The following is a 15,337-nucleotide window of genomic DNA, read 5'->3' as shown; positions in this document are numbered from 1 at the left end:
ACCACTTCGCAGCTAATACAGGGAAACGTTACGCGATGGCCTCACAAAACGCCTCTGCCAGGGCGGCGATATGCGATAGGCTGCGCAGCCAGCTATCCCGCTACTACCGGCTGGAAAATTACGATCTCTTCTTCGCGCCCACGCTGCATATTGCGCGGGTGGTGCTCTCTCAGCTTTTTTTACGCCAGGAGCAGGCGCGCAATCAGACGCGCTACGCCTCGCACCATCCGGTCAGCGAGCTGAGCGTGCTGCCCGCCGTCCCGATGATGGCGGGAAATATCGCCCTGATAGAGCATGTGGATCTGGCGGAGGGACGAGTGCGAGCGCTCGACGCCTGCCAGAGTCAGGGCGTGATCGACGCTTCCGGGTCGTTTGCCAGCGCGCTGCACAAAACGCTGATTGCCGGCTCTCATCTGTTTGTCGCGCACCTGAACCGCCACGCAGCGCTGAGCGACGATCTGGTACTGATTGCGCTGCGCACGACAAAATTCAGCACCCTGGTGCGCAGCGAACTGCGGCTTATTGAGCAGGGGCTGGCGCTGGGAAGCGCGCCGCAGCAGGCGCTAACGATGATGGAGAGCGCTGAGTGGAAGCCGTTTAATATCGCCATGGTTGATCGGTTTGCGCTCGAAACGCCGCTACCGGTCGCCTCACTGCAGCAGCCCGGTTTGCCGTTTGCCCTGATCGATCTGCCGCCGGCGCTGTATAATGTTACCCTGCCGCCGGAGATCCGGCGGCTGCCCGGGCGTTTGCTGATCCCAGCCAGCCTGCGCGGCAGCGGCAGCAAACATACAAATGTCACCGCGACGCTGAAAAAGCAGCTGAAAGCGTTGCTGCTGCGTAGCCTGAATTCCTAAAATCAATCCCTCATCTGGCGCTTCATCCCAAAGCAGGTCACAGTAGGCGGGCCAGTGATAGCGTGCCCGTTGCCTTGTGGCTGGCGGGTCATAATGGTATGTTCTTGGCCTTCATAGATTGATCAATGCGATTCGCAAGGGGAATTACGCAATGCGTATTATTCTGCTCGGGGCACCGGGCGCAGGTAAAGGCACTCAGGCTCAGTATATTATGGAGAACTACGGTATTCCGCAGATCTCTACCGGTGACATGCTGCGCGCCGCAGTAAAAGCAGGCACTGAACTGGGCCAGCAGGCGAAAGCCATCATGGATGCCGGTAAACTGGTGACTGATGAACTGGTGATTGCGCTGGTTAAAGAGCGTATCGCGCAGGAAGACTGCAAAAACGGCTTCCTGCTCGATGGCTTCCCACGCACCATCCCGCAGGCTGACGCGATGAAAGAAGCGGGCATCAAAGTCGATTATGTGCTGGAATTTGCCGTGCCGGACGAGCTGATCGTCGATCGCATTGTGGGCCGCCGCGTACATGCGCCTTCTGGCCGCGTGTATCACATCAAAAACAAGCCACCAAAAGTGGAAGGTAAAGATGATGTGACCGGTGAAGAGCTGACCACGCGCAAAGACGATCAGGAAGAGACCGTGCGTAAGCGTCTGGTTGAGTATCATGATCTGACAGCGCCCCTGATCGCTTATTACAGCAAAGAAGCGGAAGCGGGTAACACCGCCTATCACAAAATTGACGGCACCCGTCCGGTGGCTGACGTCAGTGAAGAACTGCGCCGTATCCTCGGTTAAGTACCAAAAGGGCCGGACGCCTGGCCCTTTTACAGCAATTGCTTTTCCCGCCCGTGATTTCCGCTACAATTTCCCCCGATTCACCACTCTTCGTTGCGACATCAAGGAAATACAATGAGGCAAGATAAGCCCGGTGTTCTGCTGGTTAACCTAGGCACACCTGAAGCACCTACCACCCCGGCGGTGAAACGCTATCTGAAGCAGTTCCTCGGCGATCCGCGCGTGGTTGATACGCCGCGCTGGCTATGGTGGCCCATTCTTAATTTTATTATTCTGCCGTTTCGCTCGCCGCGCGTGTCGAAACTCTACGCCTCCGTCTGGATGGACGAGGGATCGCCGCTGATGGTATTCAGCAAGCGGCAGCGTGCCGCGCTGGCGCAGCGCGTGGACATGCCGGTCGAGCTGGGCATGAGCTATGGCCAGCCGAGCCTGGACGGAGCGGTACATCGCCTGCTGGATCAGGGCGTCACGCACCTGATTGTGCTGCCGCTCTATCCGCAGTTCTCCTGTTCTACCGTTGCCGCCGTGTGGGATGGCCTGGCCAGCAGCTTTAAACCGCTGCGCTCGCTGCCGCAGGTCTCCTTTATTCGCGACTATGCTGAGCATCCGGCCTATATTGCCGCGCTGAAAGCCTCCGTAGAGCGTTCGTTTGCCCGCCACGGCGAGCCGGATCTGCTGGTACTCTCTTACCACGGCATCCCGCAGCGTTTCGCCAATGAAGGTGATGATTATCCGCAGCGCTGTAAAGATACCACCGCCGCGCTGGCGGCGGCGCTGAACATTGCCCCTGAAAAAATCATGATGACTTTCCAGTCGCGCTTCGGGCGTGAGCCGTGGCTGATGCCCTACACTGATGAGACCATGAAAAGTCTGCCGGCCAAAGGCATTAAGCACGTGCAGGTCATGAGCCCCGGCTTTGCGGCGGACTGTCTTGAAACGCTGGAGGAGATCAGCGGTGAAAACTGCGAAATTTTCCTGCATGCAGGCGGCGAGAAATTTGAATATATTCCCGCGCTTAACGCCGATGACGAGCACATTGAGATGATGGTACAGCTGGTCAACGCGCGCCGCTAAGCGCATCAGGCAGAGAGTATGATATGCTTCTTTGCCTGATTTTCCCTGATGACTGCTTTTCATGAAATTTCCCGGCAAACGTAAATCCAAACACTATTTTCCCGTCAACGCGCGCGATCCGCTGCTGCAGGCTATTCAGCAGGAGCAGGAGGAGGGCAGCTGGGTGGTGGGTATCGACCAGACGCTGGTGGATATCGAAGCCAAAGTTGATGATGCGTTCCTGCAGCGCTACGGCCTGAGCGCCGGGCATTCGCTGGTGATTGACGACGCGACGGCGGAAGCGCTCTATAACGAGCTGATGCGCGAGCAGCTGATCAGCCACCAGTTTGCCGGCGGCACCATTGGCAACACGTTGCACAACTACTCGGTGCTGGCTGACGATCGTTCCGTGCTGCTGGGCGTCATGTGCAATAACATCCAGATTGGCGGCTACGCCTATCGCTATCTCTGCAACACCTCCAGCCGTATGGATCTGAACTTCCTGCAGGGCGTGGACGGCGCGATTGGCCGCTGCTTTACCCTGATTGGCGAGCACGGTGAACGGACCTTCGCGATCAGTCCGGGGCTGATGAACCGGCTGCAGGCGGAGAGTATCCCGGAAGAGGTGATTGCCGGGGCGTCAGCGCTGGTGCTGACCTCCTATCTGGTACGCTGCCAGCCTGGTGAACCGATGCCGGACGCCACGCTGCGCGCCATTGCGTATGCGAAAAAGCATAATGTGCCAGTGGTGTTAACGCTGGGTACAAAATATGTCATTCAGGATAATCCGCAGTTCTGGCGCGATTTCCTGCGCGATCACGTCTCTATTGTCGCGATGAACGAAGAAGAAGCGTTTGCGCTGACCGGTGAACAGGATCCGCTGCTGGCAGCCGATATGGCGCTGGAGTGGGTCGATCTGGTGCTCTGCACCGCCGGTCCGACCGGGCTCTACATGGCGGGCTTTACCGAAGATGAATTTAAGCGCAAAACAAATCACCCGCTGCTGCCGGGCGCGATTGCGGAATTCAACCAGTATGAGTTCAGCCGGGCGATGCGCCAGCAGGATTGCCAGCAGCCGCTGCGCATCTTCTCGCATATCGCACCTTACATGGGCGGACCGGAAAAGATCATGAATACCAACGGGGCGGGGGACGGGGCGCTGGCAGCGCTGCTGCACGATATCACAGCGAACAACTTCCATCGCCTCAAAGTCCCCAACTCCAGCAAACATGCGCGTGAATATCTGACCTACTCCTCGCTGGCGCAGGTGTGCAAATATGCTAACCGCGTGAGTTATCAGGTGCTGAATCAGCATTCACCGCGCCTGACGCGCGGCCTGCCGGAGCGGGAAGATAGCCTGGAAGAGTCCTACTGGGACAGATAAGGGCGCAGTAAAAAGGGGCGCATCAGTGCGCCCCTGCAGTCAGCGTTCCACGATCAAATCGGGCATTCGCGGGAGATCGGCTCAACGGCGATCTCCTTTTTCAGCACATTGAGCATGCTGCTGGCAATTTCACGCTCGCCCATCACGACCTGATTAGCGCCGCGATCCATGATATAGGCGACTTCGTCGTCATAATGCGCACGGGCGATAATCTCAATATCCTTGCGTTTCTCACGTGCGGCCACCACCACTTCACCCGCTTCATAGCCATTCGGAATGGTCAGCAGCAGCCAGCGGGCGCAGTCAAGCCGCGCCAGCTCCATGGTCTCTGCGCGTGCTGCATTGCCCAGCACCGCTCTGATACCCTGTTCACGCAGCGCCTCAACGCGCGGGCGGGAGTTTTCCACCACCACCAGCGGGATATCTGCTTCCAGCAGCTGCTGCCCCAGCAGGCTGCCGACGCGTCCATAACCCACAATCACTGCGTGATTACAGATATCCACCGGGATCTGTTTCTCTTCCGCCATCGCCTCTTCCAGCGTCTGCTCTTCAGCGGTTTCAGTTTTATCCAGATAGCGCTCCAGCAGCGAGAAGAGAATAGGATTCAGCATAATGGAGAGAATAGCCGCCGCCAGCACCAGGTTGCGTCCCTCTTCGCTGAGCAGATCGAGTGAAATGCCGAGGCCGGCGAGAATAAAGGCAAACTCACCAATCTGCGCCAGACTGACCGAAATGGTCAGGGCGGTACGGCGTGAGTGTCCCAGCAGAGTGACCAGCGCCCAGGCGGCGATTGATTTACCCAGCACCACGATGGCGAGCGCGCCCAGTACCGCCAGCGGCTGTTCAATCAGGATCATCGGGTTAAACAGCATGCCGACCGATACAAAGAACAATACGGCAAAGGCGTCGCGCAGCGGCAGCGTGTCGCGCGCCGCGCGGTGGCTCAGCTCAGATTCGTTCAGCACCATGCCGGCGAAGAAGGCGCCAAGGGCAAAGGAGACATCAAAGAACTCTACGGCACCAAAGGCGATGCCGAGCGCCAGCGCCAGCACCGACAGGGTAAAAAGTTCACGCGAGCCGGTAGCCGCGCTTTTTGCCAGGATCCACGGGATAACACGGCGGCCTACCACCATCATCAGCACCATAAAGGCGGCCACTTTACCGATGGTCAGCAGCAGATCCCATGCCAGCAGGGTCGGGCTGGCGTTGCCCTGCTCCAGCATGCCGGCGATGGCAGGCAGCAGCACCAGCGTCAGCACCATCACCAGGTCTTCCACAATCAGCCAGCCGATCGCAATCTGGCCGCGCTGGCTGTCAATCAGCTGTCGCTCCTCCAGCGCCCGCAGCAGCACTACGGTACTGGCCGTAGAGAGGCACAGGCCAAACACCAGGCCAGTCATCCATGACCAGCCCATGGTCCAGGAGAGCCCCATTCCCAGCAGCGTCGCCACCGCAATTTGCGCTACGGCGCCGGGAATGGCGATCGACTTTACCGCCATCAGATCTTTTAGTGAGAAGTGCAGTCCGACGCCAAACATCAGCAGAATGACACCCAGCTCTGCCAGTTCAGGTGCCAGATTCGTATCCGCCACAAAGCCCGGCGTAAAAGGGCCCGCGACCACGCCGGCGACCAGATAGCCCACCAGCGGAGAGATGCGCAGGCGATTAGCCAGCATGCCAAGGAGAAACGCGAGGACCAGGCCCCCGACAATAGTGGTGATCAACGGTGTGGTGTGATGCATGCCTGTCTCCTTGTGTGCAAATGTGTCCGCTTGTAACAACCAAGTGTAATGCAAATCCTGCTGCAGCGTTTAGACATTTGCGGGATGAAAGCTGAATAAACTGAAAAAATGCGATAAAAAACCTGCCGAAGCGCTATTTTCAGCAGTTATCCTGGCGTGCAGATAGTGATAATGCATTACGGCAGCGTTAAAAAACGCAGCATCCCCCGGCGGGCGAAGCCGGGGAGAGCAGATGAAAATAGCAGCGAATATTGCCTTTCAACTTGAGTTAAGCAGGGAACTGTGCGACACAGAGGGCAGAAATCTGTCAGGTCCACGATGCAGTGGAAAAAAACGAACAAGGAGAGCGTTGTGTTGTTACTTACCCCGAAAAAGCGCTGGCTGGCGCTGCTGGTTTTGCTGGTGCCGATGCTGGCACAGGCGTGGCAAACCGATCGCAGCTATCGCTTCAGCATCCTGCATACCAACGATCATCATGGCCATTTCTGGAGTAACGCGCAGGGTGAGTATGGGCTGGCAGCACAAAAGAGCCTGATGGACCAGCAGCGTTATGATGTCCAGGCGCGCGGAGGAGGTGCCCTCATCCTTTCCGCCGGGGATATCAACACCGGCGTGCCGGAGTCAGATGTGCTGAACGCAGAGCCTGACATTCGCGGCATGAATCTGGTGGGTTATGACGCTATGGCGCTGGGAAACCACGAATTTGACAAGCCTCTGAGCGTGCTGGAACAGCAGCAAAAGTGGGCGCGTTTTCCCTTTCTCGCGGCAAATATCTATCAAAAAGGCAGCGATCGGCGGCTGTTTTCGCCCTGGGCCATATTTAACCGTATGGGCCTGAAAATAGCGGTTATCGGGCTGACCACGACGGATACGCTGCGTATTACCAACCCGGAAAATGTCGCAGAGCTTGAGATCCGCGATCCGGTAAAAGAGACGCTAAAAGCGGTAGCGGAGCTGCGCGCCACGGAAAAGCCTGATGTGATCATCGCGCTGACGCATATGGGGCATTATGACGACGGTCAGCACGGCAGTAATGCACCGGGCGACGTTGAGCTGGCGCGCAGCCTGCCGCCCGGCACCCTGAGTGTTATCGTGGGCGGCCACTCGCACGATGCCGTCTGTATGGCGCAGGCTAACCGCAGCGTGCCCGATTATCAGCCAGGCCAGCCCTGCCAGCCCGATCGGCAGAATGGCGTCTGGATCATGCAGGCTAAAGAGTGGGGCAAATATGTGGGTCGCGGCGACTTTACCTTTCGCAACGGTGAGCTGACGCTGGAAAATTATCAGCTTATCCCGGTTAACCTGAAGCATAAAGTCACGAACCAGGATGGCAGCGAAACCTGGCTGCCTTACCAGGAGCCGATTGTACCCAATACCGCAATGATGAAGCTGCTGACCCCTTTCCAGCTGCGCGCCGGTAAACAGCTGGATGTCGCCGTTGGCCGCAGTGACGGGCTGTTTGTGGGCGAGCGCAATAAAGTCCGCTTTGAGCAGACCAATCTGGCGCAGCTGATCCTGCGTGCGCAGATGGCCGCGACCAAAGCGGATGTGGCGGTGATCAGCGGCGGCGGCATCCGCACGTCGCTCCCGGCAGGCGAGCTGCGCCTGCGCGATCTGCTGCAGGTGCAGCCGTTTGGCAATCAGGTGGTATCGGTTACGCTGAGCGGAGAGGAACTGCAGGCATATCTTGCCCGCATCGCCAATATCAAAGCTAACTCCGGCGGTTTTGCGCAGCTGGCCGGCATCAGCCTGGTGGCCGATGGCACCTCAGTGAGTGATGTCAAAATCAACGGTAAGCCGCTGGAGAAAGCAAAAACCTATCGCCTTGCCACTAACAGCTTTAACGCCAGCGGCGGCGACGGCTATCCGTCGCTGACGGCGCATGCGGGCTACCGCAACAGCGGTTTGCGCGATGCTGATGTGCTGCGCGACTATATTACCCAGCATTCGCCGCTAAAAATCGCTGATTTTGTGCCGCCAGCCGTTGTGCACCTGACCGACGAGCAGGTACGCGAACGCGACAAAGCGCTGGAAAAGCAGCGTAAGCGCAGCTATCCACGAATGTTCCTGGCGTGGATCTGGCCGCGCGCGGCGCAGGATTAAACGTTGCCGGCGCGCTGCTTCCGGCCGGAGGCAGCGCGCCCGGCATCAGGCGCGGCAGGATGCCTGCGCAAACCAGCGCAGGCGCAGCTTATCCCATACCCAGTTGTAAACCATGGTGTAGGGCAGGAAAAACAGAAAGAATCCTACCTCTAATAAAAAGGCGTTAAGCAGCGAAATATGCAACATACCGGCGGCGATCGGCAGGCCAATCAGGATAAATCCCCCTTCAAAACAGAGCGCGTGCAGGGCACGTAGCCCCAGCCCGCGCTTCTGATGCGGCGGCCAGATGCGATCGAACAGGGTGTTATAGATCATGTTCCACAGCATCGCGACGGTAGAAAGGGCAATCGCCAGCGTGCCCATCTGGAACAGCGGCTTGTCCATAATCCATGCTGCCAGCGGCGCGATAGTCACAATAGCCAGGCCCTCAAAGCCCACGGCGTGCAGAATGCGTTCTTTCAGCGAACGGGTACGCATAAATACCTCCGGTTACGTAATAACGCGCATTTTCGCACTGCACGCATCTGAGATAAAATGAGTGTCTATCGAAAAAAACGATGGTAAACCATGAAATACTCTCCGGAATCCCTTGAGGCATTTGTCCAGACCGTTGCAAGCGGCTCTTTCTCTGCTGCTGCCCGCGCGCTGGCAAAAAGCCAGTCCACCATCAGTGCTGCCATCGCTAACCTTGAAATCGATTTAGGCTTTGCGCTGTTTGACCGTCGCGGCCGTCAGCCGGTGCTGACACCGCAGGGTGAACGCGCACTGGCTCAGGTGCAGCAGATCCTGGCCGCCAGTCAGCGGCTGGATGAACTGGCGCTGCGCCTGTCGCAGGGCGTTGAGCCGCGCCTGAGTCTGGCTATTTCCGATTTCTGGCAGGCCGATCACCATGAACATCTGCTGACGCGGTTTGATGCCCGCTACCCTGATATCGATTTTGAATGCATGATTGCAGAGGATGAGGATGTACTGGATCTGCTGCAGGCGGGGCGGGTGCATCTGGGCGTGATCCGCACTCAGCCTGCGCTGCCGCCCGATCTGGCGGTAGCCCGGCTGCAGGTGGAGGCGCAGATGGCGATTTTTCTGCATCAGGATCACGCGCTGTCGCAGCTGGCTCAGGTGAGTGAGGCGCAGCTCAGCGAGCTGCGGCAGCTGCGGCTGAACACCTGGGTACAGACGCGCGGACCGCTGCCGGCTGCCGGACGAACCTGGTCAGCGCCGACGTATCTGCTGCTGCTGGAGATGGCGGAGCAGGGGTTTGGCTGGAGCGTATTGCCGCGCTGGCTGGTGGATCAGTTTGGTCATCAGGTCCTGAAAGAGCTGTGCGTGCCCGGCTGGCCGCAGCATATTGCGGTAGATGTGGTCTGGTCGCGACGCAATCCGCCCGGCCCGGCCGGGCGCTGGATGATCGATCAGCTTTGCGCGCAGCAGCCCGATTAATCGCAGCGTGCCACGTCGGCCAGTGTGGCATTCAGCAGTCGCGCCAGATCTTCTGCAGCCAGCTCAATGTCGAGGCCGCGTTTACCGCCGGAGATAAAAATGGTGGCAAACTCTGCGGCCTGCCGATCGATCACCGTTGGCAGGCGCTTTTTCTGACCCAGCGGACTGATGCCGCCCAGCAGGTAGCCGGTGACGCGCTGCGCCAGCTGCGGATCGGCCATTTCTGCTCGCCTGGCGCCCAGCGCTTTCGCCACTTTTTTCAGATCGAGCTGGGATGCAACCGGCGTAACCGCCACCGCCAGCGCTTTCGCATCGCCGTTCAGCGCGACCAGCAGCGTTTTAAAGACCTGGCGCGCATCAAGGTTGAGCTTGCGCACCGCTTCATCACCAAAATGCGTTTCATGGCTGTCATGCTCATAGGGGTGCAGCGTAAACGCCACGCCGTTTTTTTCCAGAAGTTTGACTGCAGGGGTCATCGTTAATCCTTACGACAAAAATTCTTCTCAAAGATTGCGCTAATATCAGTGGCGAAAATCTGAACTTTGCGCGAGAATTGTCCCGCGCCACTCACCCTGGCGATAACCAAAATCATAAACAAATTCCTCTTTGACAGGTCGATAGTGATATCGGCCTTCTTTTTTTGTCTTATCCTTCGGCCACTCCTGAGCAGCGCAGGCGACGCGTTACGGCTGCTTCTGTTTTAGCAGGCCGGGCAGATTATCATCGCCATAGAGGTGCAGCGCGCCGACGGCCACCAGATAGCGACCCGATGGCAGTGCCAGCAGCTGTTCGCGCCATTGCTGGTTACGGTTACGCATCAGCGTATCGCTCAGCTCGCTGCCAAAGGTCGCGGGCAGCGCCACCGGCTGCTGCGCGGGCGGCGCTTCAAGCCACCAGCTGATCATCGTCTGCAGCAGCCGCGCATTGGTATGCCAGTGCTCAAGCGTATCTACCAGCAACGCCCGACCCTCCTGCGGCAGGGATTTCAGCAGCGCGATTTGCGTCTCCGGCCCCTCCAGCTCAATGATCGGCTTGCCCGCTGCCTTTGCGGCCTGCAGCAGCTGATAATCGATACCATACTCCGGACGCAGTCCGAGCCGCTGCGCCTGGTGCGCCTGCAGCATCAGCGCTATCTGCCAGCAGGGCAGGGTATCAAAGAGGTCACTCTCCAGCCCCAGATCCTGACAGAGCGCCTGCAGCCGCGTCAGCGTGGCGCTCTCCAGCCGGGTGTGCAGCGGCGGCAAATCTGCGGTATCCGCAAAAGGAGAGCCGCCGCGCGTGATGTCCGCTTCAACAATCAGCGCATCCGCTTTCTGCAGCTGACGCAGCAGGCCGGCTGGCAGAGGCTGCATGTTGCGTGTGCCCATATGAATACTGCCGGTCAGATGCAGCAGCCGGTCGCCCAGACGCATATCCATCGCCGGCCAGCGATAGGCAGACGGAAAAAGCGCGGCGATCCGCTGCCAGAGACGTTGCCAGATAGGGCTGTTCATGTCCGCTCCTGTTACGGTCAAACCGTTATGCTAACGATTTATTTCGGTTAAAAACAGCGCACTGGCTGCTATTACCGGTCGGGCGGAGTGAAACGCAGCAGGCGGTTTGCATTGCTGACGACGGTGATGGAAGAGAGGGCCATCGCTGCCCCCGCGACAATCGGGCTCAGCAGCAGGCCGGTAAAGGGATAGAGCACGCCCGCCGCAATCGGAATACCCAGGCTGTTATACACAAATGCGCCCAGCAGATTCTGGCGCATATTGCGCAGCGTGGCCTGCGAAATCGCCAGAGCATCCGCTACCCCATGCAGGTCGTTACGCATCAGCGTCAGCGGCGCCGTTTCGACCGCGACATCGCTGCCGCTGCCCATCGCAATACCGGTATCCGCCTGCGCTAACGCCGGCGCATCGTTAATGCCATCTCCTATCATCATCACCCGGCGCCCCTGCTGCTGCAGGCGGCTTATGGCTTCTGCTTTACCCTCTGGCAGCACGCCGGCGATCACTTCATCAATTCCCGCTTCAGCAGCGATAGCGCGGGCAGTGACCTGATGATCGCCCGTCAGCATCACCAGCCGGTAGCCAGCCTGATGCAGCCGCTGCAGCGCCGCTTTACTCTCCGGCCGCAGATTATCGCGCAGCGCAATCAGGCCCAGCAGCTGGTGCGCGTTGGCCAGCAGCACTGGCGTAGCACCGCTTGCCGCGATGCGTTCGATATCCGCCCGCGCGGCGTCATAATCAATCTGCTGCTCATCAAGCAGGGCCGTGTTGCCCAGCAGCAGGGTCTGACCTGCCACCTGTGCGCTTACGCCCCTGCCGCGCAGCGTGCGGAAGTGAGCGATCTCTGCTGCCGGCGGCTGCGGCGCGGCAGCGAGGATCGCGCTGGCGAGCGGATGCGTGGATCCCTGCTCCAGCTCTGCTGCGGCCTGCAGGATTTGCTGTTGATCCTGGTCAGCATAGCAGCAGATCTCGCCGATCTGCGGCGATCCCTGCGTCAGCGTACCGGTTTTATCAAACACCAGCGTGTCAGTTTCGCTGGCGTGCTGCAGCGCGTCGGCATCGCGCACCAGGATACCCAGCTCTGCCGCACGGCCGGTGCCGGCGATGATCGACATCGGTGTGGCCAGCCCCAGCGCACAGGGACAGGCGATAATCAGGACGGTAGTGATGATCACCAGCGCATAGGCGAGCTGCGGCTGTGGCCCGATCAGATACCAGGTGAGGCCGCTCAGCAGCGCAATCGCTACCACAACCGGTACAAAGACGGCAGAGATGCGATCGGCGAGGCGGCCAATCTCCGGCTTGCTGCTTTGCGCCTGACGCACCAGATTAATAATACGCGCCAGCGTGGTGTGGCTGCCGGTAGCGCTGGCGATAAAGCGCAGCGTGCCATCCTGCACCACCGTGCCGGCATAGACTTTGCTGCCAGGCGCTTTTTCCTGCGGCACGGCTTCGCCGGTCAGCATCGCTTCATCGCACCAGGCCTCGCCCTGCGTCACGTCGCCATCCACCGGCACCCGATCGCCGGTGACCAGCTTCAGAGTCATACCGGCGGTGACGGCGCTCAGCGGCAGTTGCTGCTCACCCTGTTCGGTGACCACGCACGCCTGAGCCGGCGTCAGATCCAGCAGCCGCTCCAGCGCGCGCGAGGCGCGCTGACGGGCACGCTGCTCCAGCGCGTGCCCGAGGTTAATCAGGCCGATTATCATGACGCTGGCTTCAAAGTAGAGATGGCGTGCCTGCAGCGGAAAAAATTCCGGCCACAGCGCCACGCTCATCGAATAGAGCCAGGCAGCGCCGGTGCCGAGCGCCACCAGCGTATCCATGGTGGCTGTGGCTAATCGCAGGCTGCGCCAGGCGCTGCGGTAAAAGTGGCCGCCGGCAATGATCATGACCAGCAGCGTGACAACGCCCAACGTACGCCACAGCGTCTGATTCGCCGGCGTCAGCATCATGTGATCGCCCGCCATGCCCCAGAACATCATCGGCACGCCAAACCCCAGCGCCAGCGCCGACTGCCAGCTGAAGCGGCGCATCGCCTGCCGCGCGTTCGCCTGCTGACGCTCGCGCCGGCGCTGTTCATCTTCAATCACTTCAGCGCTGTAGCCTGCCTTCTCTACGGCGGCAATCAGCGCCGGTGCATTAACCTCACCCAGCACCAGCGCGCTGCGTTCACCGAGGTTAACGCGTGCTTCCGTGACGCCGGATACCGCGCGCAGCGCGTTCTCTACCCGGCTGACGCAGCTGGCGCAGCTCATGCCATCAATCAGCAGATGCTGTACCGGCAGCGCCGCTTCTGCCGGCTGAGAGGCCGTTGTCAGCGCCTCCGGCGGCGGCTCCTGAGCTGTCAACGGGTCAGACTTTGGGGATGTTGCCTCAGGCTGCAGCGTGGCGTGGTAGCCAGCCTGCTCTACGGTTGCGATCAGATCGCTGGCGCTGGCCATTCCGGTCACGCGTGCCTCCTGCTGAGTGACCTCCGCCTGCTCCACGTCGCCGCGCTGTTCCAGCGCCTCTTTAACCCGTTTGACACAGTGGCCGCAGGAAAGCCCCTCCAGCGCCAGCGTTTGTCTGTCTGACATGATAGTCTCCTTAGTGAACAGAGTTGACCGGCTGCACCGGTTACAGTAGTTATAAGCGTAAACCTTCCATTCGGGGGAAGGTCAAGGAGCCAGCATGAATATCAGCGACGTTGCCAGAAAAACCGGGCTGACCAGTAAAGCGATCCGCTTTTATGAAGAGAAAGGGATCGTGACGCCGCCGCTGCGTAGCGGAAATGGCTACCGGCACTATGACGAACGCCATCTGGAAGAGCTGCATCTGCTGCGCCAGGCGCGCCAGGTTGGCTTTACGCTGGATGAGTGCCGCGAGCTGGTGGCGCTGTTCAACGATCCTGCGCGGCACAGCGCAGATGTCAAAGCGCGCACGCTGCAGAAGGCTGAAGAGATTGCAGCGCATATTGAGGAGCTGCACGCCATGCGGGCGCGCCTGCTCTCACTGGCAGAGGCGTGTCCCGGCGACGAGGGCGCCGAGTGCCCGATAATGAATCAGCTGGCGGGCTGCTGCGGTCACTCCGGCGGTAAGCGCGGCTGAATCAGCAGCGTGATCCCTTCAACCGCCGTGACCGTCACCCGCGTGCCCGCGGGCAGATCGTCTGTTGCCTGTACGCGCCAGCTGCTGTCACCAATCTGTACATGACCGATACCGCTTTTAAGCGGCGTCTCCAGCGTCAGCTGCCGGCCTATCAGCTCTTTACCGCGCTGGTTTAGCGTGTTGGGTTGCTGCGTTGCAGCCTGATGGCGCATCCAGCCATACCAGCCCAGTGCGCTCAGCAGCGTCAGCGCGGCAAACAGCAGCCCCTGACCAGCCCACGAGAAGGGCCACAGCCACTCGGCCAGGCCAACCAGCAGCGCCGCCATACCGCACCAGAGCAGATAGCCGCTGGTGCCCAGCATTTCGGCTGCCAGCAGCAGCCCGCCCAGCGTCAGCCAGAACCAGTGCGGATGGGCAATCAGCTCCATCAGCATCACGGTCTCCGCTCCGGATGACGCTCTTTCAGCAGTTCACTGATGCCCGCTACCGAGCCGATCAGGCTGCTGGCATCGAGCGGCATCATCACCACTTTACTGTTGCCGGCTTCGCCAATTTTCTGCAGCGCATCAGTATATTTCTGCGCAACAAAGTAGTTAATGGCCTGGATATCACCGGCGGCGATCGCCTCAGACACCATGCGCGTGGCGTTCGCTTCCGCCTCTGCCTGCCGCTCACGCGCCTCGGCCTGTAAAAAAGCGGAGGTGCGCTCGCCTTCCGCTTTCAGAATCTGTGACTGCTTGTCGCCTTCAGCGCGCAGTATGGCGGCCTGACGCACGCCTTCAGCAGCCAGAATATCGGCGCGTTTGGTACGCTCAGCTTTCATTTGCGCATTCATGGCAGCGATCAGCTCCTGCGGTGGCCGCACATCGCGGATCTCAATACGGGTAATTTTGACGCCCCAGGGGTTTGTCGCTTCATCAACGATATGCAGCAGGCGGGTGTTGATGTTGTCACGCTGCGACAGCATCTCATCCAGCTCCATGCCGCCAAGGACCGTGCGAATGTTAGTCATCGTGAGGTTGATTATCGCCAGCTCCAGATTGCTGACCTCATAGGCGGCACGCGCCGGGTCGACAACCTGGATAAAGCAGACGGCATCAATGGTGACGTTGGCGTTGTCTTTGGAGATGATCTCCTGAGAGGGGATATCGAGCACCTGCTCCATCATATTGATACGGCGACCCACGCGATCCATAAACGGCACCACCAGATTAAGTCCCGGCGAGAGCGTACGGGTGTAGCGTCCGAAGCGCTCTACCGTCCACTGATAGCCCTGCGGAACAATCTTGATTCCGGCCCATACAATCACCAGCACCAGCACGATGAGAACAGGAATAGCGGTCAGCATATAACCTCCTGGCTGTCAGATTACCGGGCCG

14 protein-coding genes are annotated in these 15,337 nt (G+C 59.5%); 7 read left to right on the top strand and 7 right to left on the bottom strand.

All coding sequences use genetic code 11. The annotated features are described in order from the left end of the window. The first annotated feature begins 35 nt into the window (after positions 1 to 35). From AC2CF9_RS08455 to AC2CF9_RS08440, 4 genes are all read left to right on the top strand, one after another. Positions 36 to 857: a DUF6024 family protein gene (locus AC2CF9_RS08455; protein ID WP_484556756.1), complete on the top strand. Its 822-nt coding sequence runs from the start codon at positions 36 to 38 to the stop codon at positions 855 to 857. 151 nt (positions 858 to 1,008) lie between these two features. Further along, the gene (adk, locus tag AC2CF9_RS08450; protein WP_150017605.1) at positions 1,009 to 1,653 is read left to right on the top strand and encodes an adenylate kinase; all 645 of its coding nucleotides are present in this window, start codon (positions 1,009 to 1,011) and stop codon (positions 1,651 to 1,653) included. Between the two features lie 114 nt (positions 1,654 to 1,767). After that, positions 1,768 to 2,727: a ferrochelatase gene (gene hemH, locus AC2CF9_RS08445; protein WP_484556755.1), complete on the top strand. Its 960-nt coding sequence runs from the start codon at positions 1,768 to 1,770 to the stop codon at positions 2,725 to 2,727. Between the two features lie 61 nt (positions 2,728 to 2,788). Continuing rightward, positions 2,789 to 4,090, top strand: a complete 1,302-nt coding sequence (locus AC2CF9_RS08440; protein ID WP_039383027.1) for an inosine/guanosine kinase — start codon at positions 2,789 to 2,791, stop codon at positions 4,088 to 4,090. Positions 4,091 to 4,143: 53 nt separating this feature from the next. Here AC2CF9_RS08440 and ybaL read toward each other — a convergent pair whose 3' ends face one another. Continuing rightward, on the bottom strand, positions 4,144 to 5,832 hold the full coding sequence (ybaL, locus tag AC2CF9_RS08435; RefSeq protein ID WP_039383029.1) for a YbaL family putative K(+) efflux transporter: 1,689 nt from the start codon (positions 5,830 to 5,832) through the stop codon (positions 4,144 to 4,146). Between the two features lie 408 nt (positions 5,833 to 6,240). On the opposite strand from ybaL, the gene ushA reads away from it, so the two are divergent. After that, positions 6,241 to 7,935 (top strand): bifunctional UDP-sugar hydrolase/5'-nucleotidase UshA, encoded by a 1,695-nt coding sequence (gene ushA / locus AC2CF9_RS08430; protein ID WP_484556801.1) that lies wholly within the window; start codon positions 6,241 to 6,243, stop codon positions 7,933 to 7,935. 45 nt (positions 7,936 to 7,980) lie between these two features. On the opposite strand, the gene AC2CF9_RS08425 is transcribed toward ushA, so the two are convergent. Continuing rightward, the gene (locus AC2CF9_RS08425) at positions 7,981 to 8,412 is read right to left on the bottom strand and encodes a multidrug/biocide efflux PACE transporter (RefSeq protein ID WP_150017601.1); all 432 of its coding nucleotides are present in this window, start codon (positions 8,410 to 8,412) and stop codon (positions 7,981 to 7,983) included. A 90-nt stretch (positions 8,413 to 8,502) separates the two neighbouring features. Here AC2CF9_RS08425 and AC2CF9_RS08420 point away from each other — a divergent pair, with 90 nt between their 5' ends. Then, complete coding sequence (locus AC2CF9_RS08420; protein ID WP_484556754.1) at positions 8,503 to 9,375, top strand: LysR family transcriptional regulator; 873 nt, start codon at positions 8,503 to 8,505, stop codon at positions 9,373 to 9,375. Here the strand turns inward: AC2CF9_RS08420 and ybaK are convergent. The 3 genes from ybaK to copA form a co-directional block, all read right to left on the bottom strand. After that, on the bottom strand, positions 9,372 to 9,851 hold the full coding sequence (gene ybaK / locus AC2CF9_RS08415; protein ID WP_039383036.1) for a Cys-tRNA(Pro)/Cys-tRNA(Cys) deacylase YbaK: 480 nt from the start codon (positions 9,849 to 9,851) through the stop codon (positions 9,372 to 9,374). The two genes, AC2CF9_RS08420 and ybaK, sit on opposite strands and share 4 nt — an antisense overlap. Positions 9,852 to 10,058: 207 nt before the next feature. Next, positions 10,059 to 10,868 carry a TraB/GumN family protein gene (locus AC2CF9_RS08410; protein ID WP_150017597.1) on the bottom strand — a complete coding sequence of 270 codons (810 nt, stop codon included), beginning with the start codon at positions 10,866 to 10,868 and terminating at the stop codon, positions 10,059 to 10,061. 71 nt (positions 10,869 to 10,939) lie between these two features. Then, positions 10,940 to 13,447, bottom strand: coding sequence for a copper-exporting P-type ATPase CopA (gene copA, locus AC2CF9_RS08405; protein WP_484556753.1), 2,508 nt, complete (start codon positions 13,445 to 13,447; stop codon positions 10,940 to 10,942). Positions 13,448 to 13,541: 94 nt separating this feature from the next. Between copA and cueR the strand changes: the two genes are divergently transcribed. Beyond that, positions 13,542 to 13,958 (top strand): Cu(I)-responsive transcriptional regulator, encoded by a 417-nt coding sequence (gene cueR / locus AC2CF9_RS08400; RefSeq protein WP_071668947.1) that lies wholly within the window; start codon positions 13,542 to 13,544, stop codon positions 13,956 to 13,958. Here cueR and AC2CF9_RS08395 read toward each other — a convergent pair. Together AC2CF9_RS08395 and AC2CF9_RS08390 are read right to left on the bottom strand one after the other, a co-directional pair. After that, positions 13,934 to 14,392 carry an NfeD family protein gene (locus AC2CF9_RS08395; protein ID WP_071668948.1) on the bottom strand — a complete coding sequence of 153 codons (459 nt, stop codon included), beginning with the start codon at positions 14,390 to 14,392 and terminating at the stop codon, positions 13,934 to 13,936. The genes cueR and AC2CF9_RS08395 overlap by 25 nt on opposite strands. After that, positions 14,392 to 15,306: an SPFH domain-containing protein gene (locus AC2CF9_RS08390; RefSeq protein WP_484556752.1), complete on the bottom strand. Its 915-nt coding sequence runs from the start codon at positions 15,304 to 15,306 to the stop codon at positions 14,392 to 14,394. Before AC2CF9_RS08390 ends, AC2CF9_RS08395 begins: the two co-directional genes overlap by 1 nt. Positions 15,307 to 15,337: the final 31 nt, after the last annotated feature.

The organism is Pantoea sp. SYBGC1, assembly GCF_057197005.1.
This window is presented reverse-complemented; position numbering and strand designations above follow the sequence as displayed.

Coding starts and splice junctions, on each gene's coding strand:
- hemH (WP_484556755.1), top strand. CDS start 1,768: ATGAGGCAAGATAAGCCCGGTGTTCTGCTGGTTAACCTAGGCACACCT.
- AC2CF9_RS08425 (WP_150017601.1), bottom strand. CDS start 8,412: ATGCGTACCCGTTCGCTGAAAGAACGCATTCTGCACGCCGTGGGCTTT.
- AC2CF9_RS08395 (WP_071668948.1), bottom strand. CDS start 14,392: ATGCTGATGGAGCTGATTGCCCATCCGCACTGGTTCTGGCTGACGCTG.
- AC2CF9_RS08420 (WP_484556754.1), top strand. CDS start 8,503: ATGAAATACTCTCCGGAATCCCTTGAGGCATTTGTCCAGACCGTTGCA.
- ushA (WP_484556801.1), top strand. CDS start 6,241: ATGCTGGCACAGGCGTGGCAAACCGATCGCAGCTATCGCTTCAGCATC.
- AC2CF9_RS08440 (WP_039383027.1), top strand. CDS start 2,789: ATGAAATTTCCCGGCAAACGTAAATCCAAACACTATTTTCCCGTCAAC.
- copA (WP_484556753.1), bottom strand. CDS start 13,447: ATGTCAGACAGACAAACGCTGGCGCTGGAGGGGCTTTCCTGCGGCCAC.
- AC2CF9_RS08390 (WP_484556752.1), bottom strand. CDS start 15,306: ATGCTGACCGCTATTCCTGTTCTCATCGTGCTGGTGCTGGTGATTGTA.
- ybaK (WP_039383036.1), bottom strand. CDS start 9,851: ATGACCCCTGCAGTCAAACTTCTGGAAAAAAACGGCGTGGCGTTTACG.
- AC2CF9_RS08410 (WP_150017597.1), bottom strand. CDS start 10,868: ATGAACAGCCCTATCTGGCAACGTCTCTGGCAGCGGATCGCCGCGCTT.
- AC2CF9_RS08455 (WP_484556756.1), top strand. CDS start 36: ATGGCCTCACAAAACGCCTCTGCCAGGGCGGCGATATGCGATAGGCTG.
- cueR (WP_071668947.1), top strand. CDS start 13,542: ATGAATATCAGCGACGTTGCCAGAAAAACCGGGCTGACCAGTAAAGCG.
- adk (WP_150017605.1), top strand. CDS start 1,009: ATGCGTATTATTCTGCTCGGGGCACCGGGCGCAGGTAAAGGCACTCAG.
- ybaL (WP_039383029.1), bottom strand. CDS start 5,832: ATGCATCACACCACACCGTTGATCACCACTATTGTCGGGGGCCTGGTC.